Annotated in this window: 14 protein-coding genes; 9 read left to right on the plus strand and 5 right to left on the minus strand. The window is 44.0% G+C overall.

Annotated features, from left to right (window positions below):
* Positions 1–225 precede the first annotated feature (225 nt).
* The 7 genes from QZ938_RS10730 (at position 226) to QZ938_RS10760 (ending at position 7,256) form a co-directional block, all read left to right on the plus strand.
* Complete coding sequence (locus tag QZ938_RS10730) at positions 226–609, plus strand: hypothetical protein (protein WP_293365488.1); 384 nt, start codon at positions 226–228, stop codon at positions 607–609.
* Positions 610–973: 364 nt separating this feature from the next.
* A complete protein-coding gene (locus QZ938_RS10735; protein WP_293365490.1) occupies positions 974–1,321 on the plus strand; it encodes a hypothetical protein in 348 nt (115 codons plus the stop codon).
* 307 nt (positions 1,322–1,628) lie between these two features.
* Complete coding sequence (locus QZ938_RS10740) at positions 1,629–1,913, plus strand: peptidase (protein ID WP_293365492.1); 285 nt, start codon at positions 1,629–1,631, stop codon at positions 1,911–1,913.
* 243 nt (positions 1,914–2,156) lie between these two features.
* On the plus strand, positions 2,157–4,037 hold the full coding sequence (locus tag QZ938_RS10745; RefSeq protein WP_293365494.1) for a hypothetical protein: 1,881 nt from the start codon (positions 2,157–2,159) through the stop codon (positions 4,035–4,037).
* A gap of 456 nt (positions 4,038–4,493) precedes the next feature.
* On the plus strand, positions 4,494–6,182 hold the full coding sequence (locus tag QZ938_RS10750; RefSeq protein ID WP_293365497.1) for a DNA repair helicase XPB: 1,689 nt from the start codon (positions 4,494–4,496) through the stop codon (positions 6,180–6,182).
* A gap of 350 nt (positions 6,183–6,532) precedes the next feature.
* A complete protein-coding gene (locus QZ938_RS10755) occupies positions 6,533–6,940 on the plus strand; it encodes a DUF2281 domain-containing protein (protein ID WP_293365499.1) in 408 nt (135 codons plus the stop codon).
* The gene (locus QZ938_RS10760) at positions 6,927–7,256 is read left to right on the plus strand and encodes a type II toxin-antitoxin system PemK/MazF family toxin (RefSeq protein ID WP_293144994.1); all 330 of its coding nucleotides are present in this window, start codon (positions 6,927–6,929) and stop codon (positions 7,254–7,256) included. Before QZ938_RS10755 ends, QZ938_RS10760 begins: the two co-directional genes overlap by 14 nt.
* Positions 7,257–7,536: 280 nt before the next feature.
* Here QZ938_RS10760 and QZ938_RS10765 read toward each other — a convergent pair whose 3' ends face one another.
* From QZ938_RS10765 to QZ938_RS10775, 3 genes are all read right to left on the minus strand, one after another.
* The gene (locus tag QZ938_RS10765) at positions 7,537–8,277 is read right to left on the minus strand and encodes a hypothetical protein (RefSeq protein ID WP_293365501.1); all 741 of its coding nucleotides are present in this window, start codon (positions 8,275–8,277) and stop codon (positions 7,537–7,539) included.
* 88 nt (positions 8,278–8,365) lie between these two features.
* Positions 8,366–9,127 (minus strand): SGNH/GDSL hydrolase family protein, encoded by a 762-nt coding sequence (locus tag QZ938_RS10770; RefSeq protein ID WP_293365503.1) that lies wholly within the window; start codon positions 9,125–9,127, stop codon positions 8,366–8,368.
* Positions 9,128–9,567: 440 nt separating this feature from the next.
* Positions 9,568–9,903: a DUF4437 domain-containing protein gene (locus tag QZ938_RS10775; protein WP_293145002.1), complete on the minus strand. Its 336-nt coding sequence runs from the start codon at positions 9,901–9,903 to the stop codon at positions 9,568–9,570.
* A 193-nt stretch (positions 9,904–10,096) separates the two neighbouring features.
* Between QZ938_RS10775 and QZ938_RS10780 the strand changes: the two genes are divergently transcribed.
* Positions 10,097–11,242 carry an iron-containing alcohol dehydrogenase family protein gene (locus QZ938_RS10780; protein WP_293145005.1) on the plus strand — a complete coding sequence of 382 codons (1,146 nt, stop codon included), beginning with the start codon at positions 10,097–10,099 and terminating at the stop codon, positions 11,240–11,242.
* Positions 11,243–11,475: 233 nt separating this feature from the next.
* On the plus strand, positions 11,476–12,660 hold the full coding sequence (locus QZ938_RS10785; protein WP_293351330.1) for an aspartate aminotransferase: 1,185 nt from the start codon (positions 11,476–11,478) through the stop codon (positions 12,658–12,660).
* Positions 12,661–13,129: 469 nt separating this feature from the next.
* Here the strand turns inward: QZ938_RS10785 and QZ938_RS10790 are convergent, their stop codons facing one another.
* Together QZ938_RS10790 and dapF are read right to left on the minus strand one after the other, a co-directional pair.
* Complete coding sequence (locus QZ938_RS10790; protein WP_293351328.1) at positions 13,130–14,275, minus strand: hypothetical protein; 1,146 nt, start codon at positions 14,273–14,275, stop codon at positions 13,130–13,132.
* A 313-nt stretch (positions 14,276–14,588) separates the two neighbouring features.
* Entirely contained in the window at positions 14,589–15,488 is a 900-nt protein-coding gene (gene dapF / locus QZ938_RS10795; protein WP_293351396.1) for a diaminopimelate epimerase, read from the minus strand.
* Positions 15,489–15,765 lie beyond the last annotated feature (277 nt).

Below are 15,765 nucleotides of genomic sequence, written 5' to 3' on the forward strand. Positions count from 1 at the left end.
GTCCGAGGATTGGAGTAATGAATAGTCTGATTTTAATTTCTCCCGCTCGGGGTTGGGGCTTTCAACCAATTCTTTCTGGTAAGGGCGATCGCGCGCAGACAGCCCCAGTTAGCTATAATCTTACAAGCAAACAAATTTCCATCTTACTGTTAAACTCCCATGAACAAACCAGCAAAAAAAATCAAACACCCGATAAATTATTTGATAATCGGCTTAAGTGTCTCGATGATTTTTCCGGCTTCAGTAAAAGCTATATCCAGCATTGTTTCCTCGCCAGTAACTTCCGAAAAACCTGCCGTTTTAATGGCTAAGGTTCAGCAGCGAATCCAGTTCAAAAAAGGTACTCATTTAGCCGAAATCAAAGGAGGAGTAGCCCGCGGCACTGTCAATACTTATTTGATCAAAGCTAAAAAAGGACAAAAGATGAAGATCGAGATCCAATCCCTTGAGAAAAATGCTGTTTTTAACATCATAGACCCAAAGACAAAGACGATAGTTAAAGAATCAAAAAGCTGGTCTGGAGAATTGAGCCACACAGGAGACTATGAAATAGCTGTCGGCACAGAAAGAGGAGGTGCAAGTTACACTATGTCAGTGTCGGTCAAGTAACATTTTGATGTTACGTTTAGGTTGTTAAATTCTGCGAGTTAGAACATTACCGAAATTCCCGAAACTCTGTTTTTTTAACTCGCGCAACCGTCTATAGCGATTCTCGCATCATTTGTGTAATTATTGTAGGGACTCGATGGCCCGCGATCGCGCTATAGATAAGGGGTAGGCACGGGGGCACTACCCCTACAAATCGATCTGAATCATTTAGGATTGCCACAGACAATGACGGTGTTAGCAGTACGGCTATCTTACCTCTGCTGCTAACTGCGATCGATCGCAAAAATTGCAGATTATTTCACCAAGCTATCTGCTGTTTTTGTGGCAAAATAGAGAGTACTATTAATTTTTTTGAGGATTGTTCATGGCTCGTTTAAATCAAATTCTTGTGGTTGGTGCGTTCACCCTTCTGGCTTTGGCTGGTTGCGACGGCGCCCAGGAAGCTTCCACTCCGAAGACTTCACCTTCACAAATTCCTGCTGCTACTGCTGTAAGCACATCTGACAAAGCAGCATCTCCCGCTAGCTATGCAGAGTTGCTCAGTGTAGTTACTAATACCAAAGCAGCAGTTCAGACTGGAAACTTTGCCAAAGCCAAAACTGAATTTGACAAGTTTGAGACTGCTTGGAAGAAAGTAGAAGACGGCATCAAGAAAAAATCGCCTAAAAGCTACGATGCAGTTGAAGAAACTGCCGAAAAAGTAATGGCATAACTGAAAAAAACAAAGCCTAGTAAAGACCAAGTGCTGGCACAATTGCAATCTCTTGAAAAAACTATTAGTAGCATTCCTAAGTCCTAATATCGACTACTAACTGCTTGATTCTAGTGTCTTATACGCAGAAGCCGAGTTTTTCAACTCCGTAATTGGTTCTCAACTTGAATACAAGTTAAAAACTCTGGTTTTTCTGGGTCAGAGTGCATAATTTATGTAATAATTATATGCTCGGACTTACGCATAAACAAGCACTCAATGCTCCCTTCTACTATAACCTCAGTATTCTCAAAACTTGAACATTATTATGAATAGAGGATTTCGCAAGTACCACCGCATTATAGGCATTATTGTTGCTTTGCCGATCGTGCTGACCGTTTTGACTGGAATGGCTATCACAATCATCCGAGAGTGGCCCCTTGGTATAGAAATTTCATCGAGATTCTTGTTGAAAATTCATACAGGCGAAATCTTTCACTTGCAAGCAATTTACCCAATTTTAAACGGATTGGGAATGCTCGGCTTGCTTGTGACAGGTTTAAGTATGTCGGGTTTGTTTGGTAGAAGAAAACAGCCAACCTCCAAGGATTAAAAGCAAAAATGTGAGACACTCACGAAGAACTTGATGATGACTGTTGAACGGGGTAATTTTAGGGTGGGAAATATTCCATTAAAAATTAAAACAAATAACCTATGCACCGTTCCGGTTCATCGTACCGTAACTGTTTAACCAAATTTCTGGAGTTTTGTAACAAAAGTTCAAGTTTTGCATCCGGTAAAGTTGTTATATTTGGGTTGCAAAAACAATTTTGAAGCGGGCGCATTGTCAAATATTATGTCGCGTAACACAGCCATAAATAACCTGTTTAGCCTCCAACAGGCACTAGAAGGAATAATTGTTGACGATTTAAAAAAGCTCAAAGCATTATTACCCGATCCTCGTAAATTAACCCGTAAAGCGGATCTGGTTGATGGAATTAAATCGCAATTGCGGGGAGAGAACCTTCGGAAGGTGTGGGCGAAATTAGACGACCTTCAAAAAGCGGCTGTAGCTGAAGTTATACATGGGGAAGATGGTATTTATTTTCCGGAGATATTTAGCGCAAAATACGGAGAACCAGCAAATCTTGGAACAAGCGATCGCTATGGAAGTAACAGAGAACCATCACTGCTATGCTTGTTTATTTATGGCAGGCAGATACCCTACGATTTAGAAGAAGAATTGCTAAAATTTGTTCCACCACCCGAAGAAGCCACGTTAGATAATGTTGGTGAAACAGTCCAAAATCAGGTTAAACTCCGCGTTCAAAGATATAACTACAGTACAAAACAAAAGGAGATAGAAGAATACGATATTCCCTTGACTTCTTGTGAAACACAGTTGGCAGCTACAAAGGATTTTGCAGCGGTTTTGCGTCTGATTCAGTCGGGTAAAGTTGCTGTTAGCGATAAAACTGGTTTGCCTACTGCTGGAAGTGTAAAGGCGATCGCCTCTATATTGCAAGGTGGTGATTTTTATAATGAGGAACAGCGTCAAATTACCTTAGCCAAGGATAGCGACTACGATGATGAAGTATTCGCTGAAATCGGTAGCATCAAGCCCTTTGCTTGGATAATGATAGCCCAAGGAAGCAAGTTCGCGGAACGATCGGGCAAAAAGCTAGTTTTGACGAAAGCGGGACAAAAAGCTTTACTAGAATCACCCGCCAAAGGTTTACAGACAGCATGGAAACGCTGGTTAAAGACAAAAATCTTTGATGAATTTCGCCGCATTGATGCGATTAAAGGACAAACTGGGAGGGGCGCAAATGGCATGACGGATGTGACGTGGCGGAGAGATGCGATCGTCACTGTGCTCGCAGAATGTCCTGTAGGTAAGTGGGTTATGTTTCATGACTTTAGTAAATATCTAGTCGCAACGGGCCATAGGTTTGAGGTGACTGAGGAACCCTACTGTCTGTATATTGGTGAAGCTGGATATGGGAACTTATCAGAATTGGGTGGTTACAGTTGGCCGATTCTGGAAGAACGATATATGCGCTGTTTTTTGTTTGAGTATGCTGCAACTTTGGGAATCATTGATGTTGCATATGTCGATCCGTTACTCATACCATCCGATTATGACTATCTTTGGGGAACGGACGATCTGGAATTCCTCAGTCGTTATGATGGCTTAGTATATTTTCGTTTGACGGCTTTGGGGGCTTATTGTTTGGAGTTGACGGATAAGTATACTCCGCCAGTAATTGAGGTTCGTCAAACGCTGCGGGTATTGCCGAATCTAGAAATTATTGCGGCGGGAGATGGTGTCGAGACATCTGATGCGATCGTCCTTGATGTCTATACTAAGAAAGTTTCGGATGTGGTGTGGCGACTCGATCGCCCAAAAATCTTTGCAGCCATTGAAAACGGATATCCATTAGCCGAGTTTACAGAGTTTTTGGACGCCCGGAGTATTGAACCGCTGCCGCAAACTGTGCAACAATTTCTGACGGATGTTACAGAGCGATCGAATAGCGTGCAAGATATAGGTACTGTCAGGTTGATCGAATGTACTACCGCCCATTTAGCATTGCTGATTGCAAATGATTCCCGTACTAAAAAATTCTGTCAGTTGGCGGGCGATCGCACTTTAGCGGTTCCATTGGGCCAGGAAACGAAATTTCGCACCGCCCTGCGGCAAATGGGTTATGTCTTACCCCAGAGCGATAAATAATACGCCTGATAGTATTAGTCTCAACAATGGCGACTTTTGTATCTTTCGTTTATAGCCGAGGCCAGATCCCCCTAAATCCCCCTTAAAAAGGGGGACTTTGAGAAGCATCCTGTCCCCCCCCCAAATCGTTGCGGGGGCTAGGGGGGAAAAACCCTAATCGCCAGTATTTGTAGGGTGCGTCGCTGGCGATAAATCCCTAAAAAGATATACAATCTCGATCGCGACGCACCTTTGACATAGACTCGAAGAAATAAACCAAACATTTCTTCCTTCTTCCCTCTTTCTTCTTTTTACCCGATCGTGAAGTCGAAGGGCTTTCTTCCTTCTATCAACTATCAACTGTCCCAGGTCAACTGTCAACTGCCAACTAAGAGAGGGCGGGCACGGGGGCACCGCCCCTACAAACTATCAACTGCCAACTGTCAACTGTCAACTGTCAACTGTCAACTGTTAATTATGAGTTATGTTGCTGAAAATGCTTTGATCGTGCAAAGCGATCGCTCAATCTTACTAGAAGTTCACGCCCCTACAGCGAAATTAGCACGAGAAGCGATCGCACCTTTTGCCGAATTAATCAAAAGTCCCGAACACATCCACACCTATCGGATCACGCCCTTAAGTGTGTGGAATGCCAGGGCGGCGGGAATGTTAGTTGAATTGATGATCGCAGCGCTGCGAAAGTATGCTAAATATGATATTCCCGAATCGGTAGCGCAGGAAATTGAACTACTCGGTACGCGCTACGGATTGACGGTAATTGAAAGGATTGATGCAGAAAATCCCGATTTACAACTGCGGATTGTCGATCGCCCGCTGACGGAGTTGTTAGTGCGGGACGATCGCGTAAAACCGCTGTTAGGTAAGCGGATCTCGGATCTTTGCTTTCAAGTTGATGCGGGGAATCGCGGTGTACTCAAACAAGCTTTGCTAGCAGTAGGTTATCCGGCGGAAGATTTGGCTGGATATATCGAGGGTGCCGAGTTGGCGATTGCGTTGCGCGATCGCACTTTAGGAGGCGACTTACCCTTTAATTTGCGCGCCTATCAAAAGGAAGCCGTAGAGGCATTCTATCAAGGAGGAGAGGTTAGAGGTGGCAGTGGGACGATCGTCCTACCGTGCGGTGCTGGTAAGACGATTGTGGGGATGATTGCGATGAGTTTGGTGCAGCAAAAGACACTGATTCTCACCAGCAGTTTGACTTCGGTGCACCAGTGGCGCAGGGAAATATTGGACAAGACGAGTTTAACTGAAGATGCGATCGCCGAGTACAGCAGCAACAGCAAAAAAACGGCTTCTGTAACTCTCTCGACTTACCAAATGCTCAGTTATCGATCGACTAAAGATGATGAATTCCCGCACTTCGAGTTATTTAACGCGCAATCCTGGGGACTGATTATTTATGATGAAGTTCATCTATTACCCGCACCGATATTTCGGATTACCGCCGACTTACAAGCGCGACGGCGGTTAGGTTTGACTGCGACATTGATTCGCGAAGACGGGAAAGAAGGCGATGTTTTCACATTGATTGGGCCCAAGCGCTATGACGTACCTTGGCGCGAATTGGAAGGACAGGGATTTATTGCCACAGCCAATTGTACCGAAATCCGCGTCGCCCAAAATGAGGCCGAAAAAATGGAATATGCCCTCGCGCCCCGCCGCAGCCAGTTTCGGATTGCTGCTGAAAATCCGGGTAAGTTGGATGTGGTGCAAAGCTTGTTGCAAAAAGAGGCGGGACACCGTATTTTAATTATTGGTGAGTATCTCGAACAGTTAGATGCGATCGCCCGAGTTACCGATTTGCCGTTGATTACGGGGAAGACAAAACAGGTTGAGCGCGATCGGTTATACGAAGCATTCCGCCACAAAGAGATTCCCGGATTAATTCTGTCTCGCGTGGGCAACTTTGCCGTCGATTTACCCGATGCCGACGTGTTAATTCAAGTATCAGGTAAATATGGTTCTCGCCAAGAAGAAGCGCAGCGCCTGGGACGAATTCTCCGGCCTAAATCTGACGGACATACTGCGAGTTTTTATACATTAGTTTCGCTACAAACTTGCGAGGAGGATTTTGCGCGGCATCGGCAACTGTTTCTGACTGAACAGGGCTACAGTTATACTATTGAGGTTCAAGGCGATGGTTAGTTGGCTTTGCAGGATAGACTTGTTACAATATTAACGCGCTAGTAATTGCCGACTTGATGGTGGAGTTAGATGAGTAAAAGCTTTAATTTGGAGTTCAGATTTTACTGGTACATTATAGCATTTACTTCGCCCAAACCCGCAATTATGCTCTTTAGTTGAGCAAACTAAACTTAGCTGCGTGACAAATAAACTAATAGGTGCATCTCAATGAATGCAAATATCCTCGTAGGGGCGAAGCATTTCGGCAGTAAATCTCTGATTCTGGTTCATAAATTATGTGCCGAAATGCTTCGCCCTTGCCCAAAAGAGATGCACCCTAAACTGATCGACGCTTAAGGAAGGTAATTCATATGCCAGAAACAATTAATTTTGAGCAAGCTGTGTTAGAGAATCTGCGACAATTGCCAGCAGAGAAACAACAGGAAGTGCTTGATTTTGCACAATTCCTCGTGCAAAAAGTGGAACACAAAAAGCAGTTACCCAGCGAAAGTTCTGAATCTAACAATTCGCCAACAACCGCACCTCCCCTCAAGCTATCACTTACAGAAATTGCTAGATTGCCGATCGCAGAACGCCATAAAATACTAGCACCATATATAACAGCTACAGCCGAAGATTTTTTGAATTATCCTGAATTAACCGAGTTTTCGGTACTTGATGGCGAAGAATCTTTAATTGACTCAGCTATTACTCGCAGCCACGAGGCTTTTTTGAACAGCTACGCACCCGAAGACGAAGGACTTTATGATGACTATTGAACCGGGTGATTTTTGGGTAGCAAATATTCCCTTTACAAATGGCGCAGACTTTAAAAAACGTCCCGTACTTTTACTGTGGCTGGATGGCGAAGATGTGGTAGCAGCAGCCGTCACCTCTGCAAAACCCCGCAGCCAAACTGATGTATTTCTTAATGATTGGGCAGCTAGCGGTTTGCGCGTTGCTTCAACAGTACGCTTGTCTAGATTGGATAGTCTGGAAAAGTCTTTGTTACTGGCGAAAATCGGACAAATTTCTCAATCAGATGCAGAAGTAGTGAAACGAATTTGGGATTTGTACGTTAAGCCTCAATTCTAATATTTAAGCGATCGCCATTACAACTCTCGCAACCCCTGCCCAACCACAATACTTAATAAAAACTTTACAAAAGTTACCATGTTGCCCAACACGAGTTAGAGTTATCGTATAAATCCAGCAATCCTGCAAAGCGTCAACCTTCCCGTCACTTACGATGTCACATTAGCCAGATATCCCGATTTATTGATACTCGACTACGGCTTAATTAAAACAGCGCCGCAAAAGACATCAAATAAATATTAAGCAGCGCAACATATCTAAATCTAGTAAAATTTGATATCTACCGATATTTGAGTGAAAATCGTCTTATTTCATTAGCAGTTTCTTGTCGTAGATTTATTGATTCAAGCCTACCTAGCTCTTGCCACACCACATTAATAGGCATAAGTACGCCATTATTTACTTGAATAACAGGGTATTCAGAACCTGGATAATCTTCTCTAATAACCCAATTACCTTTTACTCTGCGTCGTATAACCTCTCCTACATACGCAATTAAATTATCGTATAAATCAGCTTGAAGTTTTTCATATCCATAACTTTCAGCCTTGCTAGATACAATGTCTAAACTTTTGTATGAATAATCCAACTCCTCATCCAAAATATCCAAATAAATTGTTAACTCATTAATTAATTCATCAACCTTGTTAACAAGCTGTAATTTATTTTTTGAAAAATACATCCAATGACTTACAGAATTACCGCGATTATTAGCATAGTCATCCCTCACCTTCTGTGTCCATCGAATCATGTGCAGAAAATATTCTTTAGAGTAAATATCTCCTTTACCAGGACTTAAAAATCCTTTCGGATCGGAAACAAATAGAAATCTATCATTTGATAACTCATAAATTTGAGGCTGATTCTTGTATCCCGTGCTATATGTCTCCTCAAAGAATTTTGTAAATTCCTCATGCAGTCTTCCCTCAGATTCTATTAATTCCTGAACCTGATTTCTTTTGAGCCGTTTCGCATTAAGACATTTCTTCTTTCCCATTTTGATAATAAATTTAAATCCCACTAATACCCTATCCAGTCAATTACCCGAAATACAAAAGTTTCGTAGTGAGGAATGCGAGTCCCCATCCATCCCAGGACTAAAGTCCTGACTATATTTTATTCTGCCCTCTTGTATTTAGCATTCGCGACAAATTCTGATTTAGAATTTCATACCCCTGTGCGTTCAAGTGTAGTTCATCGCGTTTATATTGCGGCAAGATTTTGCCCTGACTATCGCCAAGAATCGGGAATGTATCAAACACTATAACTTTATCTCCCGCTAAGGTAGCGATGTAGGTATTGACTTCTTTAATTGCCCGACTGATGTCATCAGACCAAAAAGGTTTGCGTTCTAGTGGCACTTCTCCGACCGGGAAAATAGTAGTCACGATTACTACTGCACCTAGATTCTTAGATTCTTCGACAATTCGCTTAATATTTGCTTGACAATTAGCAACGATCGCATTTCTGCTTTCTGGAAACAAGGGAATGGTTTTCAGATCGTTGACACCAACTTGGATAATTACAATTTTTGGTTTTAAGGAACTCACATGATAGGCAAATCTCTCGATCGCCTGAACAGAGGTTTGAGAACCAATTCCCCGGTTAATAAACTCATATTCACCGAGATTGGGTGATGTCCAACTGGCGGCCCTGGAGTCACCAAAGAAAACCACTCGGGTTTGCTTGGTATTAGTAGCTGGCTGGGCATTGATGGGATGGTTGGTCAATCCCAGAGGATCTAAACGAGTTTGATTGAGTTCGCGATAATACTGTTTGGCTCGACCCAAAAGCAGAATATTTAGGAAAATTGAACTTCCTAGGACTAATAAAAGTGCGATCGACAGAATAGTAGGTTTGCTCACTGCCATGTTTTTAGGATTTGAGTGCAATTTGCTCTCACATTTTATGAAAAATTAAGATGGATATACTACAATACGGTTTACTTAACGCTTTTGATAAATTTCATCTGACGATTTTTGGATTATAAAGAGGTGAAATAGATCTTAAGAAGATTTTACCGCAGAGAACGCAGAGAACACAGAGAGGGGAGGGACAAAAGGTTTTTTTACGACATCCAAAACCCTCGCAATACTCTTCCCTCTGCGCCCTCTGCGCCCTCTGTGGTTCAAAACTCTTCTCTTGATGGAGTGGATTATAATTTAATACGGTTTACTTAACGCTTTTGATGAATTTCATCTGACGATTTTCTGGCAATACAGCCATTTTGGGCAAGTCAGATTTTTCTTAAGTAAACTGTATTGGGATATACTAGCGATATTTAGCTGCACAGGTATCCATTCATCCTCAGTTATGTTCCTTCAAATTCTCCCATTGCTCCCAGCCGAATAGTGATTAACTCTACATCGGTTAACGCTTCATGCGCTCCTTGTCTTGTTCCTTTTGGGGTTGTCCAAAAGCATCCCGCTTCACACACTCGATCGCCCGTTTTAAGACTACCCGAAACGACGAACACATACTCATCAGCCGGATGAGTATGAACTGGAATAATTGTACCTTGCTTCATCTTCAAGCGATGAATCGATCCTTGTGGCACAGGCTCAGCTAATACCACCCAACTTGTCCCAGGAAACACCGATAAATCAGCGAATTGCTGTGTGGATAAGTCTTGAAAATTTTGAGTCATCGGTTTTATCCTCACCGTGCTGTACATCTATTATACCGATCGCCCTTACCACTCCCGCAATCCATGCCCAACCACAATACTTAATAAAAACTTTACAAAAGTTACCATGTTGGCCAACACGAGTTAGAGTTATCCTATAAAATCCAGCAATCCTGCAAAGCGTCAACCTTCCCGTCACTTATCTAGTGGTTCGATGACTCACATCCAAAGCACCAAAACCGCCACCCCTACTGCAATTTATTCCTTGACAATTGCTCCCGCCTGTGTTTTGCGCGGTCAAAACGCCCTCGCACAAGCCGGAGATGCGATCGCCCGTTTCGGAAAGCGGCCCCTAATAGTCGGCGGTAGCAACTCCCTCGCCACGGCGCAACCCTACCTGCAACCAATTCTCGAACAGCAGCAATTAGAATCCGCGCAAACAGCCTACGGCAACGATTGCAGCGAAAGAAGCCTCGAAACCCTCCGCGCAGCCGTCCAAACCCACAAAGCCGACTTCATCATCGGCGTCGGTGGCGGCAAAGCCTTGGATGCAGCCAAACTTCTCGCCCATCAGTGCCAAATTGCGATCGTCACCATCCCCACATCAGCAGCCACCTGCGCCGCTTGGACAGCACTTTCTAATATTTATTCCGAACAAGGTGCCTTTCAATACGATGTCACATTAGCCAGATGTCCCGATTTATTGATACTCGACTACGGCTTAATTCAAACAGCACCGCAGCGGACATTAGTAGCAGGAATTGGAGATGCGATCGCCAAATGGTACGAAGCATCAGTCAGCAGCGGACACTCCGAACAAACTCTGATAATTTCTGCCGTCCAACAAGCTAGAATCCTGCGCGATATCCTGTTCCAAAAATCAGCCGCCGCCCTCAAAGAACCAGGTAGCGAAACCTGGCAAGAAGTCACAGACGCCGCCGTATTGCTAGCAGGAGTAATCGGCGGAATTGGTGGCGCCCAATGTCGCACTGTCGCCGCCCACGCCGTCCACAACGGCCTAACTCATCTATTAGCAAGTCACGGCACATTGCACGGCGAAAAAGTTGCCTACGGCATATTAGTGCAACTGCGGCTAGAAGAAATTCTGCAAAACAATCAACTAGCAGCAACCGCCAGACAGCAACTGCTAAAATTCTACGCCGAGATTGGATTGCCCCAAACTTTAGAAGACTTAGGACTCGGAGACGTTAGCCTCACACAATTGCAGCGCGCCGCCGAAATAGCCTGCTATCCCAATTCTGACATCCACAGACTCCCATTTAAAGTCGTTCCCGAACAATTAATGGCAGCAATGGTTTCTACCACCGCACCTGTGGGAGAATTGAAAATCAAGAATTAAAAAAGTTTGTAGTAAGGACTTTAGTCCTTGAAAGGTTGCCCTAAAAAGCACTGAAGTCCTTACTACGAACCAGGCAAAATCTGATGTTTTCTACCGCACCACTTGTGGGACAATTAAAAATTAAGAATTAAAACAGTTTGTAGTAAGGACTGAAGTCCTTAAAAAACTGTGTGAGAAAGGACTGAAGTCCTTACTACGAACCAGGAAAACAACTAATAACTGATACAGAAAAAATGACCTTGGATTGGATTAGCCCTGCTGACAGGTTGCAAAAACTACCGCCCTACGTATTTGCCCGTCTCGACGAACTCAAAGCCCGCGCCCGCGAACAAGGACTAGATTTAATAGACTTAGGAATGGGAAACCCCGACGGTGCGACTCCGCAACCGGTAGTAGAAGCCGCCGTCGCAGCTATCCAAAATCCTGCAAATCACGGCTATCCCCCCTTTGAAGGAACTGCCAGTTTTCGCCGCACAATTACCAAATGGTACAGCCGTCGCTACAATGTTGAACTCGATCCAGAAGGCGAAGCATTGCCTTTATTGGGTTCTAAAGAAGGTTTAGCACATTTTGCGATCGCCTATATCAATCCCGGCGACTTAGTATTAGTACCGAGTCCCGCTTATCCCGTATTATTTCGCGGCCCAATCATCGCCGGTGCCAAAGTTCACAACATCATCCTCAAACCAGAGAATGACTGGGTAATTGACCTAGGTTCCATTCCCGACAGCGTAGCCGAACAAGCAAAAATCCTCTACTTTAATTATCCCAGCAATCCGACCGGAGCAACGGCCCCCCGCGAATTTTACAAAGATATTGTTGCTTTCGCGCACAAACATCAAATTTTGTTGGTGCACGACTTGTGTTATGCGGAATTAGCCTTTGACGGCTATCAACCGACAAGTTTATTAGAAATTCCCGGCGGCAAAGAAATTGGAGTCGAATTTCACACCATGTCAAAAACCTACAATATGGCCGGCTGGCGAGTCGGTTTTGTAGTTGGAAACAGCCGGATCATTCAAGGTTTGCGGACGTTAAAAACTAACTTAGATTACGGCATATTTTCTGCCTTGCAATCAGCAGCAGAAACAGCGTTGCAATTACCAGATAGTTACTTGCACGAAGTGCAGGAACGCTACCGCACTCGCCGCGATTTTATGGTTGCAGGATTGGCAGAATTGGGGTGGAATATTCCCAAGCCTCTGGCTGCAATGTATCTTTGGGTTCCTTGCACTCCGGGCATGAGTTCGACAGATTTTGCCCTGAATGTTTTGCAGAAAACCGGTGTGGTTGTTACTCCTGGCAATGCTTTCGGCCCTGGCGGTGAAGGATATGTGAGGGTTAGTTTGATTGCAGATTGCGATCGACTGGGAGAAGCTTTGCGACGTTTGAAACAAGCAAACATTCGCTATCAATAGTCATTGGTCATTGGTCATTAGTGCATATTATATCCAGTCAATTTCCCCTAATAAGATTGGTTCGTAGTGAGGACTTTAGTCCTCTGAATTATAAGGACTAAAGTCCTCACTACAAACCGTACACATGACTGATGATTATAAAATTTTAATTTGTTCGCTATCAATAGTCATTGGTCATTGGTCATTAGTGCATATTATATCCAGTCAATTTCCCCTAATAAGATTGGTTCGTAGTGAGAACTTTAGTCCTCTGAATTATAAGGACTAAAGTCCTCACTACAAACCGTACACATGACTGATGATTATAAAATTTTAATTTGTTCGCTATCAATAGTCATTGGTCATTGGTCATTAGTGCATATTATATCCAGTCAATTTCCCCTAATAAGATTGGTTCGTAGTGAGAACTTTATTCCTCTGAATTATAAGGACTAAAGTCCTCACTACAAACCGTACACATGACTGATGATTATAACTTTTTAATTTGTTCGATCGCCCAGTTGAACGTTTCCATAACTTGCTGGAGGGCAAATTCGTCTTCCAAAGTAGATAAAGCCAGACTCGGCGACCTTCTCTCGCCCGGTTCTGTAGGTAGCGAAAGACCGATCGAACTTAGCTTATTTCTCAATTCCAGCCAATTTTGTTCAGCATTAAATGGCGGTTGGGAACCGTAATCGTCAGCAGAAATCTCCATTCTGCCAGCAATATCTACAGTGAATAACTGATATGGTTTTCTGCCCCTGTGATGCAACCCGGCCGCGAAACCCCCGTAGGTGTCCCCCGTTCCCCAATGGATTTGAATTTCGGGTTCTTGACTTTTCGCCCAAAGGTATATCGATCTTGCCATTTGCGCCTCGTCCGCGCCTTGTCTGGCTTTGATTTCCGCAAAAAATGACGATTCATCCCAGCGCCTTCTTTCGCGCATTGCGTTGGATTTTTTATGCTGTGCTTCGGCTGTCTGACCGATAACTCTGGGAACCAAGGTTCTCAAACCATCTTCACTTACATATTGCTTAATTTCCAGGGCCAAAACTTCAAGCGGATCCATTTGTTCGTTGAGAAATTCCACAACTCGGCGCATTTCAGCGGAAATCTCGTCTGCTACAAATACTAAGCGAATTTTACCGGCTTGCAAATTAGTTTTAACTTTCTGCCAAAATAGGTCTTCATTAGCATCCGCACCGAGAAACTCTTCAAAAATCTGTTCGGGATCGCGACCCCGATCGCGACAATTGGCTTCAAACAGAGCAATAATTGAATCTATTGGCCAGTAAACCAACGCATTAGCAGCATAGTCGATCGACTGACCCAAAACTTTTTGCCGGAGTGCAGCATTAGGAGTGCGCCTGACATCCACCAAAGTAGGAACTGCATTTTGGTCGAGAAACAAGTGATCCAGCGACCACTGGACGGCACTTTCCTCATCGGTGGACACTGCTGCTTCCCGTGAAATTAACAGCCACCTCCGCGCCGTCGCCCGATCGATTTGATCTCCGGCAATCAGATTAGGATAAGTTACAAGCAAGTCTTGTAACTGGTCTTCCGAGTCGTAGGGCTGTTCCATCATTTCTACCAGCCTGTCCTCGTCCTGAATCAGATAAATACCTCCAGCCATGCACATCCACCTACTTAGTTTTAGATTTTAGATTTTAGATTTTAGAATTCAGGCTGATTTATTAGTTATTAGTCATTAGTCATTAGTTATTAGTTATTAGTTATTAGTCAATGAATTCAGAAGGTGCAAGGGATTATTCATTCATCATTCTTCATAATTAAAGAATTAAAGAAAAATTTGGAATTCAAGAATTTTCCTTGTTTGTCAATTCCACAAAAAACTCCTTCTGACTGATGACTAATCATAACTGACTAATGACTAATGACTAATCACAACAGTCAACTGTCAACTGACAACTGTCAACTGACAACTGTCAACTGACAACTGACAACTGACTAAGACAACCAGTAAATACTTGCTGTGCTGGCCCAGTCATGTAAATCCGCCCAGAAACTTCTGCCCATTCGATTTCCAAAACGCCACCTGGGAGTTCAACAGCAGTTGTTCGATCGCACTTTCCGACCAACACCCCAGCCACCACAGCAGCACAAGCACCAGTCCCACAAGCTAGAGTAACACCTGCGCCCCTTTCCCACACACGCATTTTTATGTAGTCCCGTCGTATAACTTGAATAAATTCAGTATTTGTACGCTGCGGGAAGGCTGGATGGTGCTCGAATTGAGGGCCGACAGTTTCCAAAGCCACAGCCGAAACATCGTCTACAAAGGTAATGCAGTGAGGATTTCCCATGCTGACGCAGGTAACAGACCAAGATTTATCGGCAACTTCGATCGGCACATCTATCACTTTGGCATCTGTTGCAGCCAAAGTTGTCGGAATTTCCGCAGCCATTAGCCGGGGAAGTCCCATATCCACCTTAACCTGACCGTCCGATCGCAATTCGGGGCTAATCACACCCGCCAGAGTGTGGATGCGATACTCAGTCTTAGATTTACTCCCCCCCGAAGCCCGGGGGGGCTGGGGGGGGTGAATTTCCGCTGCTTCCAAATCGGCGATAAACTTAGCCAAACAGCGAATCCCATTGCCGCACATTTCCGGTTCCGAACCGTCGGAGTTAAAAATCCGCATCGTATAGTCAGTGCCGTTTTGACCCGGAAGAGCAAAAATCACGCCGTCTGCACCGATCCCAAAATGTCGATCGCACATGGACACAGCTTGTTCTGGTGTTAAAACTGGTTCTGAGGAGTGGCGGTTGTCAATCAGAATAAAATCATTGCCCAGTCCGTGATACTTCGCAAACTCGATCGGCATAAAAACAAACCTCTTTTGATAGTTGACAGTTGACAGTTGACAGTTGACAGTTGACAGTTGACAGTTGACAGTTGACAGTTGATAGTTGACCCAACGACTGCGTTTATCCCCTCGCGTAGCCGAAGGGCGAGCGGGTAAAGCAGTTGACCCTTCGGCTACGCGAACCTGCAAGCAGTTGACAGTTGATAGCAAAAAAATGACTAATGACTAATAACCAATGACCGATGACCGATGACTAATGACTAATGACTAATAACCAATTTACCCATTTCCCACT

The organism is Microcoleus sp. CAWBG27 (assembly GCF_020883145.1).
Classification (GTDB): Bacteria; Cyanobacteriota; Cyanobacteriia; order Cyanobacteriales; family Microcoleaceae; genus Microcoleus.